This is a genomic window from Mesorhizobium sp. M1312 (assembly GCF_040318115.1).
GTDB lineage: Bacteria > Pseudomonadota > Alphaproteobacteria > Rhizobiales > Rhizobiaceae > Mesorhizobium.
Window position 1 is genome coordinate 67883 of sequence record NZ_JAMYLQ010000004.1, and the last position, 22867, is coordinate 90749.

Below are 22867 nucleotides of genomic sequence, written 5' to 3' on the forward strand. Positions count from 1 at the left end.
CCGGTCAGCCCTCGCCCATCGCAGTGGTCGGCAAGGGCCGCGCGTGAAGATAGCGTGCGGCACGCCGTTTGCTGTCGATGTCTTTGAAGACTTTCTGAACCTGGGCCGCGGTGAGGCCGGCAGCTGCGGCGACCTCGTCGGCAGAAATTCCGTGGTTCAAGCCGTAGAGGCACAGATCCATCAGATGGTAAGGCAGCGCGAAATAGAATTCCTCCTGACTCTGGGCCATGGAGAAAGTGTCCGTGGTCGGCGGCCGCCGCCGGATCTCTTCATCCACCCCAAGGTATTCAGCCAGCTGGTAGACTTGGGTCTTGTAGAGGTGGACGATTGGCATCAGATCGGCAATTCCGTCGCCCTGCTTGACGAAAAAGCCTTGGTCATGCTCCAGGCGGTTTGGCGTACCTGCCACGGCATAGTTGAGGCGGTCCGCATGGTAGTACTCGGTCATCTTGCGCAGGCGCTGCTTGTAGTTGGTTGCAGCAACGATCTGCAGATAGGCTGCCGGCGACAGACGTACCGTATTGGTCTTGCCGTCGGGGCCCTGAACCGTGAGGCGTGTGATGTTGAGACCGTTGCTCTCGAGAACCGACGCGAGCACGAGCTTGCATTTCCAGCCGTCGCCATATTGGGGAACGACCGTCTGGATCGCTTCGATCTGTCGGCGATAGGCGCCGACGGCCTCAAGTGCTGGTGCTATGTCTTCCAGGATCGTATCGATGCCAAGCTGAGCTGCGACGCTGCGGCCAAGCCTTAGCGAATCGCCGGAGGAATGGCGCTCCGGCATAAATATCCCCAAGACCTTGTCTTTCCCAAACGCGCGTGCGCACAACGATGCGACAACGGAGCTGTCGATACCCCCGGAGAGGCCGACAACCACGCCACGACGCCGCAGCGTGCCAAAAACCTGCTCGCGCAGGATCTGAACGATGCGATCGACCTCCGCGCGAGCATCGAGCACCAGCGCGCCCATGCTGAATTGTGAGATCATGTCGATGGTCTGTACTCCCGTTTGCGAAGCTCAGCCGCAGAATAGGTTTGCTCCAACGCCTTCTCGATGAGTGGGCGGTTGGTGGCGAGATGGGGCTCTGTGACCATATCGAAGTGACTGCCAACGACCGGAATCACATCCAGACGCACGAAAGCGCCATCCCAACCTATGGCCAGAGGCATTTTGGGCCGAGCGCAGCGGAAGAGGGTTGCAGTGATCGGCAGCGTCGGTCTGGGTCTCGCCAACCACTGATAGAAAGCTCGCCCCCGCAATTGCCCCTGCAGTTCCAGCTTGGTCCTGAAGCTCGTCGTGTTGAACCCGTCCTTCGCATAGCGATCGAGGATGCGGGCGAGATGCGCCTCGAAGCCCATTTTGACAGCGACTTTTGCAACGAAGCGGCAAACCATCCGGTCCGCGGTCACGCGGTTGGTTCGGATCCGATTATATGTGCGGACAAACATCTCCCAATAGGTGCTGCGCTCGCCGAGGAGGCTCGTGTCGAGGATGCCCAGGAACTTCACAGTTCGCCCCGCGGCCAGCAGCCGCTCCGCAACCTCGAACGCGACGGCGCCGCCGAGCGAATGGCCGAGAAGTCTTATCGGGCCCGTTGGCTGAGCGCGGCGGATCTGCTGAACCGCGCCCTCGGCGATATTTGCGACAGTGTTTGGTCCGCGCAATATCATAGCCAGGGCAGGATATCTGATGGGGACCACTCGTGCGATCTTGCCCATCGAAGACGCAAAGGCAGCAAAGCTCGGGCCATAGCCGGCAGATCCCGGCAGCAGGAATAGAATTGGGGGGTCGTGCTTTTGTACTTGCGTGCGTAGGGCGCCTGCTTGTGCCGACACGACCGCCTTGACCATTTCGTCCGCGCTCATACCGACCGTGAACCCATCGAGACTGAGTTCCTGCCCGATGGCGCTTTCGATTTCCATGACGCATTGCAGCAGCTTCAGCGAATCTCCGCCTGCGTCATCCCAGCGGCCTGCGGCGACGCGTGTATTGAGGGTATTGTTCCAGGCATGCTGCACGATCCGGTGGACGGTCGGTTCGCTCGTATTGGACGGCTGCGCGGCCGGGGCGATCTTCCTGGCTGAAAGATCGATCTCCGCAAGCGTAGCCATGTCGACCTTGCCGCCCGGCAGACGCGGAATCGCGGCGATCGTGTGGAGCCGCAAGGGACATAGCGGAGGCGGCAGCTTCGTTCTGACAAGCTGGCGAAGCTCGTCCGAAAAGGCTGGCCCCGCCCATGGCTGGGGGATGGCGAATGCAACAAGCTCATTTGCCGCCGTCACGATTGCAACGGCATCCTCCACGTCAGGCGCGTTACGCAACACCCGTTCGAGTTCGGCTGGCTCGATACGCCGACCATTGATCTTTATCTGGCGCCCCTTGCGTCCGACGATCCGCAGCAGGCCATGACTGTCAAGTTGGACGAGGTCACCCGTCGCGAAGATCCGAAGATCCGGGTAATCCGGATCCGATTCCGCCGGCACGACGGCGCCGTTCTCCCAATGGCCAAGCAGGACATACGGGCTTCTTATCAGGAGCTCTCCGCTCTTGCCCGGCTGAACGCGGCGTCCCTTTTCGTCAACAATCGCGAACGCTATTCCTGGAAGCAGCCAGCCAACCGGAACCGAGGCGCCTTCCTCCGGCCAGTCCTGCGGCAAGAACCATTGCGACCCTGTGGTCTCGGTCGACGAGTAACCGATCTGGATGAGGCAAGTGCTCGAAACGACCTTGCGCAGCAGGGCGATATCGGTCCATGACACCGTCTCTCCCCCGATCCGGGCCACTCTGAGCGAGCGGAAGGCGTCAGCAGGCTTGTCCGCCATGAGTGCGCGGAGCAAGGCCGGCACCAGATAGGTGACCGTCACGCCTTCGGATTCTACCAGGCGTTGGACCGCCCGCAGGCCGATGGCTTCGAGCTCGGCGAGATGCAAGGTGGCGCCGGTCAGAACGGCAGCGAGAATCTCCCGGCAACCGGCGATCGTGGCGGGCCCGGTCAAGGGCAGGAAAACATCATCCGAATTGATGTGGCATGCGTCGACATATTGCTGAACCCGCCACAGCAGGCTGCGCTGGCTGTTGACGATGCTTTTGGGATGGCCAGTGCTGCCTGTGGTGTAGAGTACTATCCCGGGCGCGTCGACCGACACCGAACAGGACTGGGGTATCGGCTGCACTTGCGGCGTGATGCTGGTGGTGGCATCAATCCAGTGGACATCCTGAGCCAAACCGACAGGGCGAATATTGCCATCGCCGATGACCGCCGAGAGCCGCGCCGCAACAACAATCTCATTGGTTCGCGAGTAGGGGTCTCTCGTGTTGAGTGGCACGGAAGGCCGCCCAACCGCCATGCTCGCCAAGATAGCCACAGGGTACCAGGCCGAGTTGGCCTGAAGGATCCCGATCGCCTGTCCGGTGGGAACGACGGCCGCAATTCGGTGGGACAGCATCTCGACGGCTTGGACAAGCTGGGAATACGTCAGACGAGTGGTGCCGTCGCTGATCGCGAGTTTGTTAGGATGTTGTTTGGTGACGTCTCTCAGGTGATCGAAGACGGTAATGTTCGCAAAATCGACGCCCATGCGTTGATGAGGGCGCAGTACAGGACCGCCCTGATCAAGTGCGTAATCCGGGACGTTTGACCACCTACGGTAGGCCGCTGGCTGACAATCGGCCCCTAGATCCAGACGCGCCTTTTCTGATCCCAAATATGCCGGAGACATGAGTTGCCCACGCTATGATTAAGGCCACTTATCGCCCCCGGCCGAAATCTTTTCATCGATCATTCTGATGATGCCGCGATCTTCGCCAGACGGCTGCGGTTGCTCACTTTGGCGTCATCTCGTGCTGCGGACGCTTCGCGTCGACGGAAGGCTCACGGCGTACAGGCGATCGCGCCTGACAACCGACCAGCAGCGCCGCTATTGGCTTAATTCGTGGTTTTTTGCGGTTCTGGGCGATAATCGGCAATGTGGCAGTAGGCGCCACCGCTGTCAGTGGTCGCGAAGTCGTCAGGAAGTTAGCGCGATACAGCCAGGATCGATGATCAGTGGTTTTGAGCTTACCCGGCTCTCTGATCGGTTTTTTGGGCTTTTCTTGGTTTACCTGGTGCTGTTGTCGGACCACGCTCGCTGGTGTCGGAGTCTCCGTCGGAGACAAAGCAGTATGCAAAGATATGTCCCCGGTTCTCGTCGGTTACTCGGATCCAATCCTTTTCCCACGTTCGAAGGATAACATGTCGATCTGTCGACATGGCGGCGGCTTTGAAAGGGCTCGGCGCGTTGATGATACGCACCGCGATCACGTCATCGCCCTCCATTTGCTCGACAAGGTATGTCTGCATAAAGCCTCCCCAGCGCTCATTGCAGCCTTTAACGTCAGCCAAAGAGTTGGGTTGCAGCGTAGCAAAGAGATTTTTGACAAATGTGACGAACCGGAGGCCGCTCAAGGCGTGCGGACGAGTGTCAACGCTGGATCGACCAAGCGGCGCGCAGGTCGTCGGCTTGGGCGGTCCTGAGGCCGCAAGCAGTCAGGGCACCTTTGGTCGCCGCTACGAGCGCGGCATTGTCCTTAGCGGTTGTGCCGTCGGCCAGAGTAAAATTGTTCTCGAAGCCGACGCGGGCGTGACCGCCCAGCAGCGCACCTGTTGTAACGCAGGCGGTTTCTTCCCGACCGAAGGCGCAGACCATCCAGTGCGCGAAGCGCGGGCGGTCATGCGCAAGGAAGGGAAGCAGGTCGGCCGGCCGCGAAACCTGGCCTGGCGTGTAGCGGCCAAGCACATAGAGCACCGGGATGTCGTCGAAAGGCACCAGCCCGCGCTGCTGCATGGCGGCTAGGGCCGACGCCTCTTCGGGCGCGTAGAGGATCATCTGAGGGGCGATCCGTTCGCTCTTCAGCCACCACAGGAACTCCGCGAAAGCGGTCTCATGGGCAGCGTCCGGCACCAGTTCGCGCAGCGCCAGCGAAACCGCCTCAGGGCGGGTAGCGCGCACAATCGCCATCTGCTCGGCCGGCTGGTATCGGCCGACCGCTTCGCTGGTGATCTGGATGATTAGCCGCTCGCCCACCGCATCGCGTATCGCTTTCGTCGTCTCGCGATAAGCGTGCGCGTCGAGCAAATGGCCGCCGTCGCGATCACGGACATGCGTGTGGATCATCGCGGCGCCCGCCTCGAGGCAGGCGACGGCGGTCCGGGCCAGTTCCTGGGGGCTGATCGGCAGGGCAGGGTGGTCTTGCTTGCCACGCCGTCCACCATTCGGCGCAACGGCGATCGCCGTCGGTGCGACAAGTCCGGGGCCGGTCACGTCCCTGTCGACTGTCATAGGTGCAGTCCAATCGTTTCAGTATTGCGCACTATGTAACATATGTTGCATGATAGGTTCGCTCCAAATCGCGCGATCGTCAATCGAGGAAAGCATGACACACATCCTGCATCGCCAGATCCATGCGACCCTGCCCGTCGCGGCTGGCGGCAAGGGTATCGAACTCTTCGACCGCGATGGCCGCGTCTATATCGATGCATCAGGCGGCGCGGCGGTTTCCTGCCTCGGTCACGGCCATCCTGACGTGACGGCCGCGCTCCACGCACAGGCCGACAAGCTCGCCTATGCCCACACCAGCTTCTTCACCAACGAGCCGGCCGAGACATTGGCCGACAAGCTCGTCGCTGGCGCGCCGCAAGGTATTAGCCACGCCTATTTCGTGTCCGGCGGCTCCGAAGCGGTGGAGGCGGCGCTCAAGATGGCACGGCAGTTTTTCGTCGAAACTGGCAAGCCCGAGCGGCGAAACGTCATCGCCCGCCGACAGAGCTATCACGGCAACACGCTCGGCGCTCTCGCTGCCGGGGGTAATGAGTGGCGCCGCGCCCAATTCCGCCCGTTGCTGATGGATACGCATCATATCGACCCATGCTATGCCTACCGCTTCCAGGAAGCCGGTGAGAGCGAGGAGGCCTACGGCCTGCGCGCCGCCCAGGCGCTTGAGGATAAAATTCGCAAACTCGGTCCGGACACCGTCATGGCCTTCGTCGCGGAACCTGTCGTCGGCGCGACAGCAGGAGCAGTGCCTGCCGTTCCTGGCTATTTCGGGCGCATCCGGGAAATCTGTGACCGCTACGGTGTGCTCCTCATCCTCGACGAGGTGATGTGCGGCATGGGCCGCACCGGCACGCTGCACGCTTGCGAGCAGGACGGTGTCGCGCCCGACCTGATGACAATTGCCAAAGGCCTCGGCGGAGGCTACCAGCCCATTGGTGCGGTGCTGCTTTCACGCCGCATTTTCGACGCGTTCGCCGAAGGCTCCGGCTTTTTCCAGCACGGCCACACGTACATATGCCATCCGATGGCCTGCGCGGCAGCGCTTGCCGTCCAGGAGGTGATCGCTCGCGACGATCTGCTCGCCAATGTTCGGGCGATGGGAGCACATCTTTCGCAGCGACTGGGCGAACGGTTCGGCAACCATGCCCATATCGGCGACATTCGCGGGCGTGGCCTTTTCATGGGTGTGGAACTGGTCGAGGATCGCTCGACCAAGGCGCCCTTTGACCCGAAGCTGAAGCTCAATGCGAAGATCAAGCGCGAGGCGATGGCGCGCGGACTGCTCGTCTATCCCGCGGGAGGCACGATCGACGGCGTGCGCGGCGATCATGTGCTGCTTGCGCCGTCCTTCATCATAGACGCCGCAGCAATCGATGCGGTTGTTGAACGGCTCGGCGACGCGATAGACGCTGCAGTGGCATAGCCCCAGCGCTCTTCATTCCGGCAGATAGGCACCGAACGCCTGTAACTCCAGTTCCGTCTCCCTGACACGAGCCGCGGCGGCCGGCCCGCTGCGCGCCAGCATCGTTGCAGCCAGCGCTTCCACGATAGCCATAGCTGCGGCTACCGACGGGAAGAAGGACGGGCTGTTGGTAGAGAACCGCAAGGTAACGTCGGCATGCCGCGCGATCGGAGCAGCCATGCTGTCGACGATCGCGACAATCGGAACGCTGTGTCGTCGCGCAGCCTCTATCACCGGCCCGAGTTCACGCGAATAGGGCGAAAAGCCGATCGCGACGACCGCTTCCCTCGTTCCAAGCGCTGCGAGTTCCGCCTCGAGCGCACCGCCGTCGCCGCCGAGCAGCGTCACGTCGCGCCGAAACATCCGGCAGAGATAGACGAGCGCGTGAGCGGGCGCGCGGCAGCTTCGGAATCCGGCGACGCGTATGCGCTGTGCCTTCTCCAGTATCGCGCAAGCCCTTGCTATTTCTTCGCTGCCGTTGACCGCTTCGGCCGCCGCCAGATTGGCAACGGTCGTCCTCAGCGATTCAGCGAAAATCGCCTCCGACCCGCGCTTGACAAGCGCATCGGCCTTTGCCGCGAAAGGCGCCTTGCCGGAGCGCAGCCGGTCTTCGAACGGCTTGCGCAGTGCCGCCCAGTCGCCGAAGCCCAGCCGCCGCGCCAGTCGCACGAAGGTCGTCGGTGTCACCTCTGATCGCGCGGCCAGCACCCGCATGGAAACCAGCGCCACCTCGTCGGGATGATCGACCAGGAAGCGGGCCGCCTTGCGCAGTTCTGAGCTCAGTTCGGGGAGTTCGGTCAATATGCGCGCCAGAAGCGCGTCGAAGCCCATCTCCCACGTATTCATTGTAACAAGCATTTCCCTTGATTGATAAAGCGCAACAATCGTAGCATTCATCGACGTGCCTTGACACTAGAACACCGGACGGCCGTGACGGCACGCAAAATACCAAGGGAGAACCAGATGAAACATGCCCGGACTGCACGCCTCGGAGCGCAGATCGCCGCCTTGTCGGCCGTGCTGCTGTTTTCGGCCAGCGCAATGGCGCAGCAGAATTTCGTTACCATCGGGACCGGTGGCGTCACCGGCGTCTATTATGCCGCCGGCGGTGCTATCTGCCGCCTGCTCAACAAGGATCGCAAGACACACGGCATCCGTTGCTCGGTCGAATCGACCGGTGGATCGGCGTTCAACGTGAACACGATCAAGGAAGGCGAACTCGACTTCGGCATGGCGCAGTCCGACGTCCAGTATAACGCCTACAAGGGGCTGGAATCTTTTAAGGACGGTGGCGCCCATACCGACCTGCGCGCGGTTTTCTCGATCCATCCGGAGCCGTTCACGGTCCTGGCGCATCCGAAGGCCGGCGTGACGAAATTCGAGGACTTCAAGGGTAAACGTTTCAACGTCGGCAATCCCGGTTCCGGGACGCGCTCCTCCATGGAACGTCTGCTCGGTGCGATGGGTTGGACGTTGGCCGACTTTTCGCTCGCATCCGAGCTAAAGGCGGACGAGCATGGTCCGGCGCTCTGCGACGGCAAGATCGACGGGTTCTTCTACGGCGTCGGTCATCCCTCGGCAAACATTCAGGATCCGACCACTACCTGCGCTGCCAAGCTGGTGCCGTTGACCGGGGAAGTCGTGGACAAGCTGGTCGCAGAAAATCCCTACTACGCCAAGGCGGTGATCCCGGGCGGGCTCTACGCCAACAATCCCGACGATACCGAGACTTTCGGCGTGCTCGCCACGCTGGTCACTTCGGCTAAAGTTCCCGACGAGAGCGTCTATCAATTGACCAGGGCGGTGTTCGAGAATTTCGACGAGTTCAAGTCGCTGCATCCGGCCTTTGCCAATCTCGATCCGGCCAAGATGGTGTCGGAAGGAAATTCCGCGCCGCTCCACCCGGGCGCTGAAAAATACTTCAAGGAAAAGGGCTGGTTGAAGTAGGCTTCGTGATCTGACGACAGTCCGGCGGGTTCAGCGGACCCGCCGGGGCCATCCGCAACAGGAGGCGTCATGAGCGAAGTGAAAGAACAACCGGCCGGCGTCGATCTCGAAGAGCTCGAACAGCTTGTCGCGGAGGCTGATACGGGTGGCCGGCATCCGGGCGGAACAGTCGCTCGAATCCTGCTCTGGGCTGCAGTTGCGTGGTCGCTTTTCCAGCTCTGGTACGCTTCGCCTTTGCCGTTCGTGTTCGGCTTCGGCATCCTCAATGATACGGAAGCGCGCGCCATTCACCTCGGCTTCGCGCTGTTCTTGACGTTCCTCGCCTATCCGGCGCTGAGATCCTCGCCCCGCGATCGTGTGCCGCTGCTCGACTGGGTGCTGGCCGTGGTCGGCGGGTTTGCTGGCGCCTACCTCTTTCTCTTCTACGTCCAGCTTTCAGGACGGCCGGGCCAGCCGACCACGCTCGATCTCGTTACCGGCACCGTTGGCATCCTGTTGCTCCTCGAGGCGACGCGCCGCGCGCTCGGCCTTCCGATGGTGGTCGTGGCATGTGTCTTCATCTTCTACACCTTTGCCGGCCAGTACATGCCTGACGTGATTCAGCATCGCGGCGCATCGCTCAACAAGTTTCTCAACCATCAATGGCTGACCACCGAAGGCGTCTTCGGGATTGCACTTGGCGTATCGACGAGCTTCGTCTTTCTCTTCGTCCTGTTCGGGACGCTTCTGGAAAAAGCAGGCGCCGGCAACTGGATGATGCAGATCTCCATCGCGCTGCTCGGCCATCTGCGCGGCGGCCCGGCGAAAGTCGCCGTGGTCTCATCGGCTCTCAACGGCGTCGTGTCCGGCTCGTCCGTCTCCAATGTGGTTTCAGGCGGCATCTTCACCATCCCGCTGATGAAGCGCACCGGCCTTTCCGGTGTCAAGGCGGGCGCCATCGAGGCCGCGGCCTCGATCAACGGCCAGATCATGCCGCCGGTCATGGGTGCGGCCGCCTTCCTGATGGTCGAATATGTCGGCATTCCCTATTCGGAGATCGTCAAGCACGCGCTGTTGCCGGCGGTTTTTTCCTACATAGCACTGCTCTACATGGTTCACCTCGAAGCGATAAAGATGGACCTGAAGACGATCCCGCAGCGTCCGACGCCGGCAAGAGAACGAATGCTGCGGATGGGGCTGGGACTGTCGGGCAGCATTCTCGCCGTCTGTATCGTCTATTACGGCATTGTTGCTATCCAGGCTGTCTTGGGTGGGACCGCGCCGCCGGTGCTCGCAGTCGCTGGCGTGGTTCTCTACGTCGCCTCCGTCTGGTATTCCTCCCGCTATCCGGACCTCGCACTGGACGATCCGAACGCGCCAATCCTGGAACTGCCGCGCGCCTGGGACGTCACGCGGACCGGGCTCGATTTCCTCATCCCGATCGCCGTGCTTCTGTGGTGCCTCATGGTCGAGCAGATGTCACCTGGCCTCTCGGCGTTCTGGGCAACGGTCTCGATCCTCGGCATCGTCGTGACGCGTAAGCCGCTGATGGCGGTATTCCGTAACGAAAACCTCGCCGCCTCAGTGCGTGCTGCCTGGGATGACCTGATCGACGGGCTGGCGCTCGGCGCCCGCAACATGATCGGCATCGGTATCGCCACCGCCACCGCCGGCATCGTCGTCGGCACGATAACGCTGACCGGTCTCGGCCTGATGATGACGGAGCTCGTCGAGTTAATCTCCGGCGGCAACGTCATCCTGATGCTGATCCTGATCGCCGCGATCAGTCTTGTGCTCGGCATGGGTATCCCGACCACCGCAAACTACATCCTGGTCGCCACGCTGATGGCGCCGGTCGTGGTCGATCTCGGTGCGCAGGCCGGATTGCCAATCCCGTTGATCGCTGTCCACCTCTTCGTCTTTTACTTCGGCATCATGGCCGACATCACTCCGCCCGTCGGGCTGGCGGCCTTCGCGGCGGCGGCGATTTCCAAGGAGGATCCGATCGCCACCGGTTTCCAGGGCGCGCTCTATTCGCTGCGTACGGCGATCCTGCCGTTCGTCTTCATCTTCAATCCGGCGATCCTGCTGATCGGAGTCGAAACCTGGCCCCAGACGATCTGGGTGGCAACGGTCTCGTTAATAGCCATCCTGCTGTTTTCGGCCGCGACAATGAATTGGTTCGTGACGAAAAGCCGACTTTGGGAAAGTGCTGCCTTGCTTCTCATCTGCTTCACGCTGTTCCGGCCGGACTGGTGGCTCAACCAGGTGTCGCCGCCTTACGAGGAATTGCCGGCGAGCGAATTCCTGTCGGCAGTCGCGCAGACGCCGGCGGATGGCCGCATCAATTTCGTCGTCGAGGGTGTCGACCTCATGGGCGAAGATGTACGCAAAACGGTCAACGTGCCGCTCGGGGAGCCGGGCGAGCCGCTGGAGCGGCTGCGCGGCATTGGACTTACCATCACGCAAGCGGGCGACGCGCTGATGATCAGCAATGTCGATTTCGGATCCTACGCCAAGCGCATTGGGCTGGATGTCGGATATGACGTGGTGGCGGTGCTCAGAAAGGCCGACCAGCCCTCGAGCCTCATTCCAATCGGCCTGGCGCTCGCTGCGACCGCCGGCGTCGCCGGGCTGCAGTTTGCGCGGGCGCGCAAGCAGGCGGACAGGAGGGAAACCGGGCCGGCGCGCTGAGACTGGAACGGTTGAGGCCCGGGAAAAACTCCTCAGTCGGCGGTCAGCACCACCTTGACGCTCTGCGAGCGGTCGGCGGCCAGGCGAAAGGCATCGCGGGCCGAGGAAAGGGGGCGTTCGGCGGTCACCAGCTTTAGGACATCTATATCCCCGCCGACGATGAGATCGACCGCTTGGTTGAATTCTGCGCCGAAGCGGAACGTGCCTTTCAGGTCGATTTCCTTGGCCATCACCGCGTTGGCCGCCACGGGGATCTGACCACCCGGAAGATTGCCGACCTGAACGACCGTGCCGCCGCGCCGAACGCTGGCGATCGCCGCCGCGAGGCCTGCTGCGGTGCCTGAAATCTCGAATGCGACATCGATAGGCTTGTCGGACGCGAGCGCCTTGAGCTCGTCGTCGCCGCCAAACAGGTCGATCGTCCTGTTTGCTCCAAGTTTGCTGGCGAAGGCGAGCGGCGCGTCCGCAATGTCGGCGACGGTGAGCTCGCCACATCCCTTGAGCCTGGCGGCGAGCATGGTCAGGAGCCCGATGGGGCCGGCGCCGAACAGGATGACGTTGCGGCCGGCAATGTCGCCGGCCCGCGCCACCGCGTGCAGGCTGATGGCGAGCGGTTCGGCGAGTGCCGCTGCCTGGTAGGCGACATCATGCGGAACCTTCACGCATTGCGCCGGCGTGACGTCGAACAGGCTGGCAAAACCGCCCTGCATGTGCGGCGTCTTCGACGCCGAGCCCATGAAATAGATGTTTTCGCAGAGATTGGCGCGGCCCTCGACGCATCGCGCGCATTGTCCGCACCAGCGCGACGGGTTGACCGCCACGCGATCACCGACGGCAAGCCCGGGCGCGTCCGCGTTGATTTCGACAATCTCTCCGGCGACCTCGTGGCCAAGCACGAGCGGCGATGTGACGACAAAATCCCCGGTCCGCGCATGGCGGAAATAGTGCAGGTCGGAACCGCAGATGCCGCCTGCGCCGAAGCGCACGCGCACCCTTCCCGGCGCGAGGGGGCCGAGCGGATGCTCGATGACGCGCAGATCCTCGGGGCCGAACAGCGTCGCGGCGACTGCGCTATCGATCATCGGATCAGTCCCATTTGCGTCGGCAGCCACAGTGTGATGGCGGGGATGAAGGTGATCAGGATCAGCGCGACGATCAATGGGACGAGCCATGGCAGAATTGCCATGGTGGTACGCTCGACCGACAGCTTGGCGACCCGCGAGAGGACGAACAGCACCATGCCGAGCGGCGGATGGAGGAGACCAATCATCAGATTAAGCGTCATGATCAGACCGAAATGCACCGGATCGATCCCATAGAGGACGACGATCGGCAGGAGGATCGGCACAAGGATCGTGATCGCGGCGATCGTGTCGAGGAAACAGCCGACTACCAGCATCAGGATGTTCACCAGGATCAGGAACACCCATTTGTTTTCGGTCAGCGATGTGATGAAGACCGAAAAGAGCTGCGCCGCCTGACTGACCGTGAGCAACCAGGCGAAGATCGACGCCGCTGTGACGATGAAGAGGACCGACGCGGTCGTCTCGATCGTGTCGAAACTGGCCTTGGCCAGGGCTGAAAGTGTCATCGTGCGATAGCGCACGAGCCCCAGAAACAACGACCAGATGACGGCGGCCATGGCCGCTTCGGTCGGCGTGAACCAGCCCATGGTCATGCCGCCGATCAGGATAATCGGGGTCATGAGCGCCATGACGGCGGAGAAGTCGAAATACCAGTCGCAGGCGATCAGGACGACGAGCGCGATGCCAACGGCAATATTGAGCGACAATCCCATCTGGACAAGGAAATAAACGGCCAGCGGAAAGCAGCACACGACGGCCACCTCGATCGAGGCGGCGGCGAGCCGGTTCAATTTGAACGGCGTGTCCGAGCCCCAGCCCCGACGGTGGGCGAAGATCGCGACCGTGACCATCATCAGCACCGTCATGACGACGCCGGGCAGGATGCCGGCCATGAACAGCGCGCCGATCGAGACGTTGGCCATCATGCCGTAGATGACGAAGGGCAGCGACGGCGGGAAGATCGGGCCGAGCGTGGAGGACACCGCGGTGACGCCGACGGCCGCCTCGACGGGATAGCCGTGGTCCTTCATCGCCTTGATCTCGATCGTGCCAATGCCGGCAGCGTCGGCAAGGGCTGCCCCCGACATGCCAGAGAAGATCACCGAACCGATAATGTTCACCTGCGCGAGGCCGCCCTTCATCCAGCCGACAAGCGCCAGCGCGAAGGAATAGATCCGCCCGGTGACGCCGGCGATGTTCATGAGATTGCCGGCGAAGATGAAGAACGGCACGGCAAGCAGCGGAAAGCTCTCGACACCGGCGATCATGCGCTGCGCGGCAATGATGTCGGGCGCCACGCCATAGAAGACGAGATAGAGCAGCGACGACACCGCCATCGACACAGCGACGGGCACGCCGACCAGCATCAGGACGAGAAAGGCTCCGATTAGAAGAAGCATGGTCTATTCCCCCAGTCCGTCGAACGCGGCGGGGCGCTCCAGCGCCGAGTAGCCACGGCGGAGGTTGCCGATGAATACCTGGATGGCGCGCAGCATCATCAGCACGAAACCGGCGAAGACGGCGTAGAAGACGACGTTCCGCGGCAGGTTGATGGTGACCATCCGCTCGCGGTGGACGATCCCGACATAGCGCCAGAGGAGCCAGGACATGTAGGCGAAGAAGCAAATGGTGATCACATTGACCGCGAGCGCCAGGTAGCGCCCCGCCCCAGCGGGGAGATAATGATAAAGCACGTCGACGTGGATGTGACGCGTGGTGCGCGTGCACATGACCGAGCCCAGGAAGACCACGACGACGAGGCAGTTGATGGCGATCTCCTCGGTCCAGGCAAAACTGTTGTTCATGACGTAGCGCGTGAAGAACTGCAGGAACACACAGAACGACATGCCCCAGAACACGGCGAGCGTGACCCAGTCCTCCATCGCGTATCTCGACAGATCGACGGGTGCGGTTTCTTCCTCGAATGCATGCGCCAGTTCTTCGGGGGTAACCTGGGTGTGGACCTCTTGGGTCATCGGCAAGCTCCGGGCACTGTTGGACAGCGGGCTCGACAGACCCGACGCGCTCGTCGCGCCGGGCCCGGATTGACGCAGGTTACTTGACGGCGCGGATCGCCTCCCAGTCTTCCTTGCGGTAGCCGAACTCCTCGAACGTCACCTTCTCCATCACGTTCTTTTCGAAATCGGTGCGATCGACTTCGGTGACGGTGAGACCTCGCTCCTTGAAGGTTTCAACCAGAGCCTTTTCGCGGTCGACGATGATCTTTGTCGCTCGCGCGGCGGCTTCCTGCATCACCTCGGTGAAGATCGCCTTGTCCTCGTCCGACAATTGCGACCAGCGCGATTGCGACACGATCGTGTTGAGATGATCGACGATGTGTCCGGTCAGGATAATGTGCTTTTGCACTTCGTAGAACTTCTTGGCGTCGATCGTCGTCAGCGGGTTTTCCTGCGCTTCAACCGTGCCCTGCTGCAAGGCGAGATAGACTTCGGCGAAGGCGATCGGCGCGGTGTTGGCGCCGCAGGCGCGCGGCATGGCGAGATAGGCCGGCACATCAGGCACGCGGATCTTCAGGCCCTGCATGTCGGCGCATTTCTCGATCGGCCGATTGGATGTCGTGTGACGCGTGCCGTAGTAGGTGGTTGCCGTGATATGATGGCCGGACGCCTCTTCGTAGCCGCCGGTCAATTCCTTGTATTTGTCGCTCTTGGTGTAAGCGAGCAGATGATCGGCGTCGCGGAAAGTGAACGGGAAGTAGGTCACGCCGATCGGCGGGAATTCGCGGGCGGCGAAGCTTGATCCGGAGATGATGATGTCGACCGTTCCGAGGGTCAGCCCCTGGTTGATATCTGCTTCCTTGCCGAGTTGCGAAGCCGGGAAGACGTCGATCGTATAGCGGCCGTCGGTGCGCTTCTTGATCTCTTCCGCCGCCCACACGGACTCCGTGTGGAAGGGTTCGGACGTTTCGTAGACGTGGGCCCATTTCAGCGCGGTTTGTGCAGAGGCCGAAGCCATGGGCAGAGCGATTGCGGCGATCGTGCCGAGCAGAACGGCGTACTTTCTCAACATCATATTCCTCCCTGTGATTGGATTTGACTGTGCCGACAGGATCCTCCCGGTCGGCTGCTTGACCTCTAGGTTTGAGCATCGGTTTTTCCCAAAACCGGTTCCCACTTTTGGGTCCGATGCTCTATTCCGCGACCTCCCTGGCTGCGGATTTCTCACCGAAATTGCGTGAGAATCTCAATTGCGACTGACGCAGATGTTCCTGCATGGCGGCCTTGGCCCGTTCAGGGTCGCGCGCCGCGATCGCGTCGCGCACCGCGCGATGCTCCTCCGCGGCGACCCGCCAGGAATCCCTGTTCTCGAAATACCTCGACAGGCGTTCGAAATATGGGTTCATGCGCTGGTCGAAAAGCTCGCCGATGCAACGCACCAGGACGGCGTTTCCGAGAATGCTCGCCACCAGCGTATGGAACTCGCGGTCGAGCGCGATCGTCGTCTTGGTCGGGTGAGGTATGTCCTCCATGCGGCGCAGCACGTCGTCCATATGTTCGATGTCGATCGGCCGAACATGGAGGGCGGCTTCGGCGGCGATCGCGCCTTCGATGAACTCGCGTGCCCGCAACAGCTCGAACGGGCCTTCATCCATCTCTGCCGTCAAAACCTCGGCACGCGGCCGGTCGGTGACGTAGATGCCGGAGCCGACGCGAATGCGTATGCGCCCCTCGACCTCGAGCGCGATCAGCGCTTCACGGACGGTCGGGCGGGAGATGCCTAGCTGGTCGGCCAGTTCGCGTTCGGTCGGCAGGCGATCGCCGACTGCGAACTCGCCCGCGTCGATCAGCTGCCTGAGCTGATCGGCGATCTGTCGGTAAAGTCGACGCGGTTCAACGGCCTGGATCGGCATCGTCACCCAGTTCTACTTCAACAGAATTATCCGGCTGATCTCGAATCGGTAAATTGGTCTGACCTATTGATCGAAAACTGCCGCGAAAAAGGCGCAGAGTCAAGCAGCAGAGAACGCCCTGGAACTCATTCGGCGATTCTGGCTGGGCAGCAACTCTTGACCTTCCAGCAACTGGAAGGCTTAACTCCGTGGTTTTCAAAGCGATGGCTGAAGCCGCCAAGACCATTTTTCAGGGTTTTCCAGGGGGAATGGCCGATGACGCGGCAACGTCCAAAGAGGCGGCCAAAACCGTCCGCAGACGATCTGGAGAGGCAATGCCAGACTAGGTCGTTGGAGAGCAAACCGACAGGAGTCCTGCAATGTTCGTACAGCCCGTTGACTACTTCCTTGCAGTCTGGTTCGTTCTTGCGGGCCTCAGTACGGCTTATGTGGCGTGGGATCAGTTCCGCAACAATCCCGAACCCGTAGTGATGAAATGGGGCTTCATCCTGGTCACGCTCTATATGGGACCACTGGGGTTATTGATTTACGTGCTGGCCGACAAGGAGCCTCGGCCGGGGGAACACGAGGCATTCACGAAGCCGCTCTGGAAGCAAGGCGTCGGCTCGACGATCCACTGCGTCGCCGGAGACGCCACCGGCATCATCCTCGCGGCGGCAATCACTGCCGCGCTTGGGCTGCCGATGTGGATCGATCTCATCGTTGAGTATGTTGCCGGGTTCGCCTTCGGCCTGTTCATCTTCCAGTCGCTGTTCATGAAATCGATGATGGGCGGCACCTATTGGGAGAATGTTCGCAAGAGCTTCATGCCGGAATTTATCAGCATGAATTTCATGATGGCGGGCATGGCGCCGGTCATGAGCTTTCTGATGATGGGCAGCGACATGCGGGCCATGGAGCCGACCGAGCTTCTGTTCTGGGGCGTCATGTCGTTCGGCGTGATCGTTGGCTTCATCACCGCATATCCTGCCAACGTATGGATGGTGGCCCGTGGCCTGAAGCACGGGCTGATGACCGAACGCGAACCGGAATTCGACAAGGCGAGGGAAGGCAGGCGCGAGCACGCACATAGCGGCGCGGAAGCCGGAAGGGCGGGGCACCACGCTTACGCGCGCCTCAACGAACACGCCAACCCTGGACATGGCGGCCCGGGCGGCAATTCCGGGGCCGGCTATCATGGATCCGGCCATGGCTCCTTCCATGGCAATGGGGGAGGCGGGTCGCGTGATCCGCATGGCGGTCACGGCATGGAACCGGATGCAACCGTGCCGCAACTCGCGGCCTTCGGCGGAGTGTCCGTGCTTGCGTTGGCGCTCGGCATGATCGCTCCGGCCAATTGGGTGAATCTCACCCTCAGCGCGCGAGACGTTGGCGGCGCCATCATGCCGCCCGGCATGATCATGGACCGCGACACGCCGGCTGCAGCGATGCTGGACATGGCCGCCGTGCATCCTCGCCTGATCACGGCCAGCCATGGCTTGGACGTTCGCGGCGACCGGGAACTGGAACCCAGGATAGAGAACGGGGTGAAGGTGTTCGACCTTGAAACCTCGGTCATCCGCTGGGCGATCCTGCCGGACGTGAAAGTCGACGCCTATGCGATCAACAGTCAGGTTCCCGGCCCACGACTGCATATCCGGCAAGGCGACCGGGTACGCATCAACGTCACGAACCTCCTGCCGGAGAGCACTACCATTCACTGGCACGGGTTGATCCTACCCAATGAAATGGATGGCCCGGCCGAGATCACGCAGGAGCCGATCCCGCCAGGCGGCAGCTACCGATACGAATTCACGGCGGACCAATCGGGGACCTACTTCTATCATTCGCACGACCATGTCGACCGCCAGCAGGCGCTCGGACTCTACGGCGCACTCATCATCGATCCCGCCAATCCCCAGGACGAGATTGCGGCCGACCACGACTTTGTTATCCAGCTTCAGGAATGGCTGATGCGGGAGGGCCTGACTTTTCCGTCGATGCCGATGGACGGCGGGCAGCCGAATTATTTCACCATCAACGGCCGCGCCTATCCGTCAACGGACACGATCAGGATGAAGGTCGGCGAAACTCTGAAGGTGCGCTTCATCGGCACCAACAACGGATTTGTCCACCCGATGCACATCCACGGCGGTCCATTCGAAGTTGTCGCCCGCGACGGCGAGACTATCCCGGAGTCGGCGCGATTCCTTGCCGATACCGTCAACGTCGGACCAGGGCAACGCTACGATGTCGTCTGGCAGGCACGTCGGCCCGGAAAATGGCTGATCCACTGCCATATCGGGCATCATACGACCAACAACAATGTCGAAGAGAAGGGCGGTGGCGGACTGATGGTCGTGATCGATGTGAAACCCTGAAGCCCGCTCCGCAAGCCGAAACGTAGATGGATATCTTTGCCATCTACGGCGGCCTGTTTGCTATTGCCTTCGCTGCGGCGACCATCCTTCCGGCACAGTCGGAGGCCGCCCTCGCAGGACTCCTCGCCATGGATTCCTTCTCGCCCGCAATGCTGGTTCTTGTCGCCAGCTTGGGCAACGTCATGGGCTCTGTGGTGAACTGGGGTCTCGGTCGAGGCATCGAACGCTTCCGGGACAGGCCCTGGTTTCCGCTGCGCCCCGCGACGCTCAACCGCGCCACGAACTGGTATCACCGTTATGGAAGATGGTCGCTCTTGTTAAGCTGGATGCCGATCGTCGGCGACCCACTGACCGTGGTCGCTGGGGTTTTGCGCGAGCCGCTATGGAGCTTTGTCGCAATCGTTGCCCTCGCGAAAGTCTCGCGTTATCTGGTTGTCGCCGGAGCGGTGCTGGGTCTGATGTGAAATCGAAATGCAGACATCGCAGCAGGCAATTGCGTTCACTTTTGGTTGCATCGCAACAAACTGTACGCACGCGAACTTGACAAATCATGCGAACAATTGTCCCAAGGGCGCGATGACGAATGCTGGTCGAATCTCGATCTTGGGAAACATACCGCTCCGAGCAATGCTGGCGGTTGTGTTCCTGGTCATGTCGGCTCTTCAGCCTGGTCTGTTTGCCACAGCCAATGCCACGGGTTTTCACGCCGGGGTGCATGTGCAGGCCGAGACACCCGCACACGACATGGGCCATCACGGCCCGACGGCAGGCGACGCGGACACGTCGGAACATCATCACGGCGACAAGCAAGCTTCCGACAAAACCTGCGAAGTCCACTGTGCGCCGGCAAATGCGGTGCCGGTCGAATGCCCTGACCTGGAGCATGTCGTCTCTCGCTGCTTTGCGTCGGTCGTTGCCGTGACTTTGCCGCTTGGCGAATACGCAGCGCTCATAAGGCCCCCCAAACACATCTGAACTGACGCGCCCTCTTCGGGCGTTCGCGCGCTGCGTCGGGATCCGTTCCCGCGCGGCCAAACGCACACGTCATGCTTCAGGTCTACAATGAAAATCGCAAGCTCCGCGATGCTCGCATCGCTGTTAGTTGCCGGATGCGCGGCGACCACGCCGCCGGACATCCTTCCCACCTTCAATCCAGCCGATCCCGCAATGGGCGTCCGTGATGCGCACTACCATCCGGTCGTCGTCTATAGCCATCGGGAGCCGGTGGATCCGCAGAATTGGCGGCGTCTCAATGAAGAACGCTCCCCTGCGAATCCGGGAGCCAGATCATGAAGCGCCGGCTCCTGACCATGGCTGCGATGGTAACCATCCCGCTGATCGCTGCCGGGTGCGCGACCAGCGGGGCCCTCGATGGCATTTCAGCCCCGATGGCCGGCTTCACGACAGTCGCGGCGCGTGCCGAATCCGTGACCGGCAAGCAAACCGTGTGGGTGCAGTCCAGCGAGGAAGCGCGGATGGTCTCGGAGCGCGTGAAGCGCCTTGTTCAGAAGAAGACGATCGGCCCGGACACCTCGGTGCAGGTCGCCTTGCTCAACAACAAGGGCCTGCAGGCCGCTTACGCCGAGATCGGCCTGTCGGCGGCTGACATGTGGCAGGAAACGATGCTCGTCAATCCGACGATCTCGGCCGGCATGATCGGCGTCGATCCTGTGCGGACGATTGAAGGAGCCGTAGTCAGCAACATCCTTGCGCTGGCGACCCGCAAGCGGCGCGTCGCAGTCGCGGATGCACGTTTCCGTCAGGCCCAGCTCCGCGCCGCCGAAGAAACGCTACGGCTGGCCGCGGACACGCGGCGTGCCTGGATCAATGCTGTCTCTGCCTGGGAGAGCGTTTCCTATTTGAACAAGGCGCAAGCCGCTGCCGACGCTGCCTCAGAACTCGCTCAAAAACTTGGAGAGACGGGCGCCTTTACAAAGACCGGCCAAGCCCGAGAACACGTCTTTTATGCCGAGATCACCGGTCAGGCCGCGGAGGCGCGGCTCGCCGCCCGCACCGCCAAGGAAGAGCTCACCCGGCTGATGGGTTTATGGGGGCCGGATGTCGATTACTCAGTCCCCAACACGCTTCCAGCCTTGCCCAAAGGCGCCAAGGCCAAACGCGCGATCGAGGCGGAGGCGCTAAGAAATCGCGTCGACCTCGAGATCGTGAAACTTGAGCTGGAAGCGCTGGCGAAATCCTACGGTCTGACCGAGGCGACGCGCTACGTCAGCGATCTGGAACTGCTTTCCGGCGTGGAGGTGGAACGCGAAGAGGCGGAGGAGGGCGGAACGGAGACGAGTGTCTCACCCACTCTCGAGCTCGAATTCGTCATTCCGATCTTCGACACCGGCAAGGCACGGATGCGCAAGGCCGAGCTTGCCTATATGCAAGCTGCAAACCGGATGGCGGAAAAGGCGGTCAACATCCGGTCGGAGGCCAGATCGGCCTATGACGTCTACCGTTCGACGTACGACATTGCCCGGCACTATCGGAACAATGTTGTGCCGCTGCGAACAAAGATCGAGGCGGAGTCGGTCCTCACCTACAACGGCATGATCACCAACACGTTCGAGCTGCTGGCGGACACACGCGCGAAAATCAGCTCGATCATGCTTTCCCTCAACGCCAAGCGCAATTTCTGGCTGGCCGACGTCAACCTCGGAACCGCCATCCACGGCGGCGGCACGAGCTCGTCCGGCGGCGACGCACCGGCGGTGGCCGACGCGGGCTCCGAAGGCCACTGAACTCAAGGAGAAGAAGATGCTTTCAAGACGTCAGTTGCTAAGCGCGGGAGCCCTGCTCGCCGGCGCCACTGCATGGACCAAAACGTCCGCGATGGGGCTGCCCGACGCTCCAATCATGGAGTCCCCCGACATGCAACCTCCGATCTTCCCGACGAGCGGGCCGGACTACCAGCCGGTCGTGACGCTCAACGGCTGGACCCTTCCGCATCGCATGAACAACGGCGTGAAGGAGTTCCATCTCGTGGCCGAGCCGGTCGAGCGCGAGATGTCGCCCGGCATGACTGCTTATCTCTGGGGCTACAACGGTCAATCGCCGGGTCCCACGATTGAGGCGGTCGAGGGCGATCGAGTCCGCATCTTCGTAACAAACAAACTGCCGGAGCACACGACGATCCACTGGCACGGCATGATCCTGCCCAACGGCATGGACGGCGTGACGGGTCTTACCCAGCCCGGAATCCCGCCCGGCAAGACCTTCGTCTACGAGTTCGACCTCGTGAAGAGCGGCACGTTCATGTACCACCCGCACGCCGACGAAATGGTCCAGATGGCCATGGGCATGATGGGCTTCTTCGTCATTCATCCCAAAGACCCGAAATTCATGCGCGTGGACCGCGATTTCGTGTTCCTGCTGAACGCCTTCGACATCGAACCGGGGTCGTACGTCCCCCGCATCATGGAGATGACGGATTTCAACCTCTGGGCATGGAACAGCCGCGTCTTTCCAGGGATCAGCCATCTTCCAGTGGCGAAAAACGACCGGGTCAGGGTCCGCGTGGGCAACCTGACCATGACCAATCATCCGATCCACATGCATGGCCACGACTTCGAGGTGACCTGCACCGATGGCGGCTGGGTCCGGCCGGAGGCGCGGTGGCCGGAGGTGTCGATCGACATTCCGGTCGGCGCCATGCGGGCATATGAGTTCGAAGCCAAATACGAGGGTGATTGGGCGATCCATTGCCATAAGTCGCACCACACAATGAACGCCATGGGCCACGACGTGCCCACGTACATCGGCGTCGACAACTCGAAGGTCACCGACAAGATCCGCCGGGTCCAGCCCGAATACATGGCCATGGGTGACCGCGGCATGGCCGACATGGGCGAAATGGAGATGCCGCTTCCCGACAACACGATCCCGATGATGACCGGGTGGGGCCAATTCGGCGCCATCGAGATGGGCGGCATGTTCTCGGTCGTGAAGGTTCGCGAGGGCCTCGCCTCGAACGATTATGCCGATCCGGGCTGGTACCAGCACCCGGAGGGAACCGTGGCTTACGAGTGGAAGGGGGATGTGCCCGCTCCGACGAAATCAGGCGACGCAAAAACGATGGCCCCGGCAACGCACGGCGGTCACGGCAAACTCGGATGAGAATCCGAAACCCCTCAACCTCAACAATGAGAGAAAG

The 22867-nt window shown here is 61.7% G+C and carries 19 protein-coding genes; 9 read left to right on the top strand and 10 right to left on the bottom strand.

The annotated features are described in order from the left end of the window. Positions 1-4: 4 nt before the first annotated feature. The 4 genes from nadE to NKH36_RS07260 form a co-directional block, all read right to left on the bottom strand. Complete coding sequence (gene nadE / locus NKH36_RS07245; protein WP_352958255.1) at positions 5-988, bottom strand: NAD(+) synthase; 984 nt, start codon at positions 986-988, stop codon at positions 5-7. Further along, a complete protein-coding gene (locus tag NKH36_RS07250) occupies positions 985-3579 on the bottom strand; it encodes an AMP-binding protein (protein ID WP_352958254.1) in 2595 nt (864 codons plus the stop codon). The genes nadE and NKH36_RS07250 overlap by 4 nt, the downstream gene beginning before the upstream one ends. Before the next feature lie 479 nt (positions 3580-4058). Beyond that, positions 4059-4340 (bottom strand): hypothetical protein, encoded by a 282-nt coding sequence (locus NKH36_RS07255; RefSeq protein ID WP_352958252.1) that lies wholly within the window; start codon positions 4338-4340, stop codon positions 4059-4061. Between the two features lie 121 nt (positions 4341-4461). Beyond that, positions 4462-5319, bottom strand: a complete 858-nt coding sequence (locus NKH36_RS07260) for a beta-keto acid cleavage family enzyme (protein ID WP_352958250.1) — start codon at positions 5317-5319, stop codon at positions 4462-4464. Positions 5320-5413: 94 nt separating this feature from the next. Here NKH36_RS07260 and NKH36_RS07265 point away from each other — a divergent pair, with 94 nt between their 5' ends. Next, the gene (locus NKH36_RS07265) at positions 5414-6736 is read left to right on the top strand and encodes an aspartate aminotransferase family protein (protein WP_352958249.1); all 1323 of its coding nucleotides are present in this window, start codon (positions 5414-5416) and stop codon (positions 6734-6736) included. A gap of 12 nt (positions 6737-6748) precedes the next feature. On the opposite strand, the gene NKH36_RS07270 is transcribed toward NKH36_RS07265, so the two are convergent. Next, complete coding sequence (locus NKH36_RS07270; protein WP_352958248.1) at positions 6749-7621, bottom strand: MurR/RpiR family transcriptional regulator; 873 nt, start codon at positions 7619-7621, stop codon at positions 6749-6751. 117 nt (positions 7622-7738) lie between these two features. Here NKH36_RS07270 and NKH36_RS07275 point away from each other — a divergent pair, with 117 nt between their 5' ends. Both NKH36_RS07275 and NKH36_RS07280 read left to right on the top strand, forming a co-directional pair. Next, a complete protein-coding gene (locus NKH36_RS07275) occupies positions 7739-8722 on the top strand; it encodes a TAXI family TRAP transporter solute-binding subunit (protein ID WP_352958246.1) in 984 nt (327 codons plus the stop codon). A gap of 69 nt (positions 8723-8791) precedes the next feature. Beyond that, the gene (locus NKH36_RS07280; RefSeq protein WP_352960952.1) at positions 8792-11395 is read left to right on the top strand and encodes a TRAP transporter permease; all 2604 of its coding nucleotides are present in this window, start codon (positions 8792-8794) and stop codon (positions 11393-11395) included. Between the two features lie 32 nt (positions 11396-11427). On the opposite strand, the gene NKH36_RS07285 is transcribed toward NKH36_RS07280, so the two are convergent. From NKH36_RS07285 to NKH36_RS07305, 5 genes are all read right to left on the bottom strand, one after another. Continuing rightward, positions 11428-12477 carry an L-idonate 5-dehydrogenase gene (locus NKH36_RS07285; protein ID WP_352958244.1) on the bottom strand — a complete coding sequence of 350 codons (1050 nt, stop codon included), beginning with the start codon at positions 12475-12477 and terminating at the stop codon, positions 11428-11430. Further along, positions 12474-13880 carry a TRAP transporter large permease gene (locus tag NKH36_RS07290; RefSeq protein ID WP_352958243.1) on the bottom strand — a complete coding sequence of 469 codons (1407 nt, stop codon included), beginning with the start codon at positions 13878-13880 and terminating at the stop codon, positions 12474-12476. Before NKH36_RS07290 ends, NKH36_RS07285 begins: the two co-directional genes overlap by 4 nt. Before the next feature lie 3 nt (positions 13881-13883). Continuing rightward, entirely contained in the window at positions 13884-14456 is a 573-nt protein-coding gene (locus NKH36_RS07295) for a TRAP transporter small permease (protein WP_352958241.1), read from the bottom strand. A 79-nt stretch (positions 14457-14535) separates the two neighbouring features. After that, entirely contained in the window at positions 14536-15510 is a 975-nt protein-coding gene (locus tag NKH36_RS07300) for a sialic acid TRAP transporter substrate-binding protein SiaP (RefSeq protein WP_352958239.1), read from the bottom strand. A 121-nt stretch (positions 15511-15631) separates the two neighbouring features. Beyond that, entirely contained in the window at positions 15632-16351 is a 720-nt protein-coding gene (locus NKH36_RS07305) for a FadR/GntR family transcriptional regulator (protein ID WP_352958325.1), read from the bottom strand. A gap of 359 nt (positions 16352-16710) precedes the next feature. Between NKH36_RS07305 and NKH36_RS07310 the strand changes: the two genes are divergently transcribed. The 6 genes from NKH36_RS07310 (at position 16711) to NKH36_RS07335 (ending at position 22830) form a co-directional block, all read left to right on the top strand. Next, entirely contained in the window at positions 16711-18711 is a 2001-nt protein-coding gene (locus tag NKH36_RS07310; protein ID WP_352958238.1) for a multicopper oxidase domain-containing protein, read from the top strand. A gap of 26 nt (positions 18712-18737) precedes the next feature. Next, positions 18738-19175 carry a YqaA family protein gene (locus NKH36_RS07315; RefSeq protein WP_352958236.1) on the top strand — a complete coding sequence of 146 codons (438 nt, stop codon included), beginning with the start codon at positions 18738-18740 and terminating at the stop codon, positions 19173-19175. A 7-nt stretch (positions 19176-19182) separates the two neighbouring features. Beyond that, positions 19183-19686, top strand: coding sequence for a hypothetical protein (locus tag NKH36_RS07320; protein WP_352958234.1), 504 nt, complete (start codon positions 19183-19185; stop codon positions 19684-19686). 87 nt (positions 19687-19773) lie between these two features. After that, positions 19774-20004 carry a hypothetical protein gene (locus NKH36_RS07325; protein WP_352960956.1) on the top strand — a complete coding sequence of 77 codons (231 nt, stop codon included), beginning with the start codon at positions 19774-19776 and terminating at the stop codon, positions 20002-20004. After that, on the top strand, positions 20001-21455 hold the full coding sequence (locus tag NKH36_RS07330) for a TolC family protein (protein WP_352958232.1): 1455 nt from the start codon (positions 20001-20003) through the stop codon (positions 21453-21455). The genes NKH36_RS07325 and NKH36_RS07330 overlap by 4 nt, the downstream gene beginning before the upstream one ends. Positions 21456-21471: 16 nt before the next feature. Beyond that, a complete protein-coding gene (locus tag NKH36_RS07335) occupies positions 21472-22830 on the top strand; it encodes a multicopper oxidase family protein (protein ID WP_352958231.1) in 1359 nt (452 codons plus the stop codon). Positions 22831-22867: the final 37 nt, after the last annotated feature.

Coding starts and splice junctions, on each gene's coding strand:
- nadE (WP_352958255.1), bottom strand. CDS start 988: ATGATCTCACAATTCAGCATGGGCGCGCTGGTGCTCGATGCTCGCGCG.
- NKH36_RS07250 (WP_352958254.1), bottom strand. CDS start 3,579: ATGGGCGTCGATTTTGCGAACATTACCGTCTTCGATCACCTGAGAGAC.
- NKH36_RS07255 (WP_352958252.1), bottom strand. CDS start 4,340: ATGCAGACATACCTTGTCGAGCAAATGGAGGGCGATGACGTGATCGCG.
- NKH36_RS07260 (WP_352958250.1), bottom strand. CDS start 5,319: ATGACAGTCGACAGGGACGTGACCGGCCCCGGACTTGTCGCACCGACG.
- NKH36_RS07265 (WP_352958249.1), top strand. CDS start 5,414: ATGACACACATCCTGCATCGCCAGATCCATGCGACCCTGCCCGTCGCG.
- NKH36_RS07270 (WP_352958248.1), bottom strand. CDS start 7,621: ATGAATACGTGGGAGATGGGCTTCGACGCGCTTCTGGCGCGCATATTG.
- NKH36_RS07275 (WP_352958246.1), top strand. CDS start 7,739: ATGAAACATGCCCGGACTGCACGCCTCGGAGCGCAGATCGCCGCCTTG.
- NKH36_RS07280 (WP_352960952.1), top strand. CDS start 8,792: ATGAGCGAAGTGAAAGAACAACCGGCCGGCGTCGATCTCGAAGAGCTC.
- NKH36_RS07285 (WP_352958244.1), bottom strand. CDS start 12,477: ATGATCGATAGCGCAGTCGCCGCGACGCTGTTCGGCCCCGAGGATCTG.
- NKH36_RS07290 (WP_352958243.1), bottom strand. CDS start 13,880: ATGCTTCTTCTAATCGGAGCCTTTCTCGTCCTGATGCTGGTCGGCGTG.
- NKH36_RS07295 (WP_352958241.1), bottom strand. CDS start 14,456: ATGACCCAAGAGGTCCACACCCAGGTTACCCCCGAAGAACTGGCGCAT.
- NKH36_RS07300 (WP_352958239.1), bottom strand. CDS start 15,510: ATGTTGAGAAAGTACGCCGTTCTGCTCGGCACGATCGCCGCAATCGCT.
- NKH36_RS07305 (WP_352958325.1), bottom strand. CDS start 16,351: ATGCCGATCCAGGCCGTTGAACCGCGTCGACTTTACCGACAGATCGCC.
- NKH36_RS07310 (WP_352958238.1), top strand. CDS start 16,711: ATGTTCGTACAGCCCGTTGACTACTTCCTTGCAGTCTGGTTCGTTCTT.
- NKH36_RS07315 (WP_352958236.1), top strand. CDS start 18,738: ATGGATATCTTTGCCATCTACGGCGGCCTGTTTGCTATTGCCTTCGCT.
- NKH36_RS07320 (WP_352958234.1), top strand. CDS start 19,183: ATGCAGACATCGCAGCAGGCAATTGCGTTCACTTTTGGTTGCATCGCA.
- NKH36_RS07325 (WP_352960956.1), top strand. CDS start 19,774: ATGAAAATCGCAAGCTCCGCGATGCTCGCATCGCTGTTAGTTGCCGGA.
- NKH36_RS07330 (WP_352958232.1), top strand. CDS start 20,001: ATGAAGCGCCGGCTCCTGACCATGGCTGCGATGGTAACCATCCCGCTG.
- NKH36_RS07335 (WP_352958231.1), top strand. CDS start 21,472: ATGCTTTCAAGACGTCAGTTGCTAAGCGCGGGAGCCCTGCTCGCCGGC.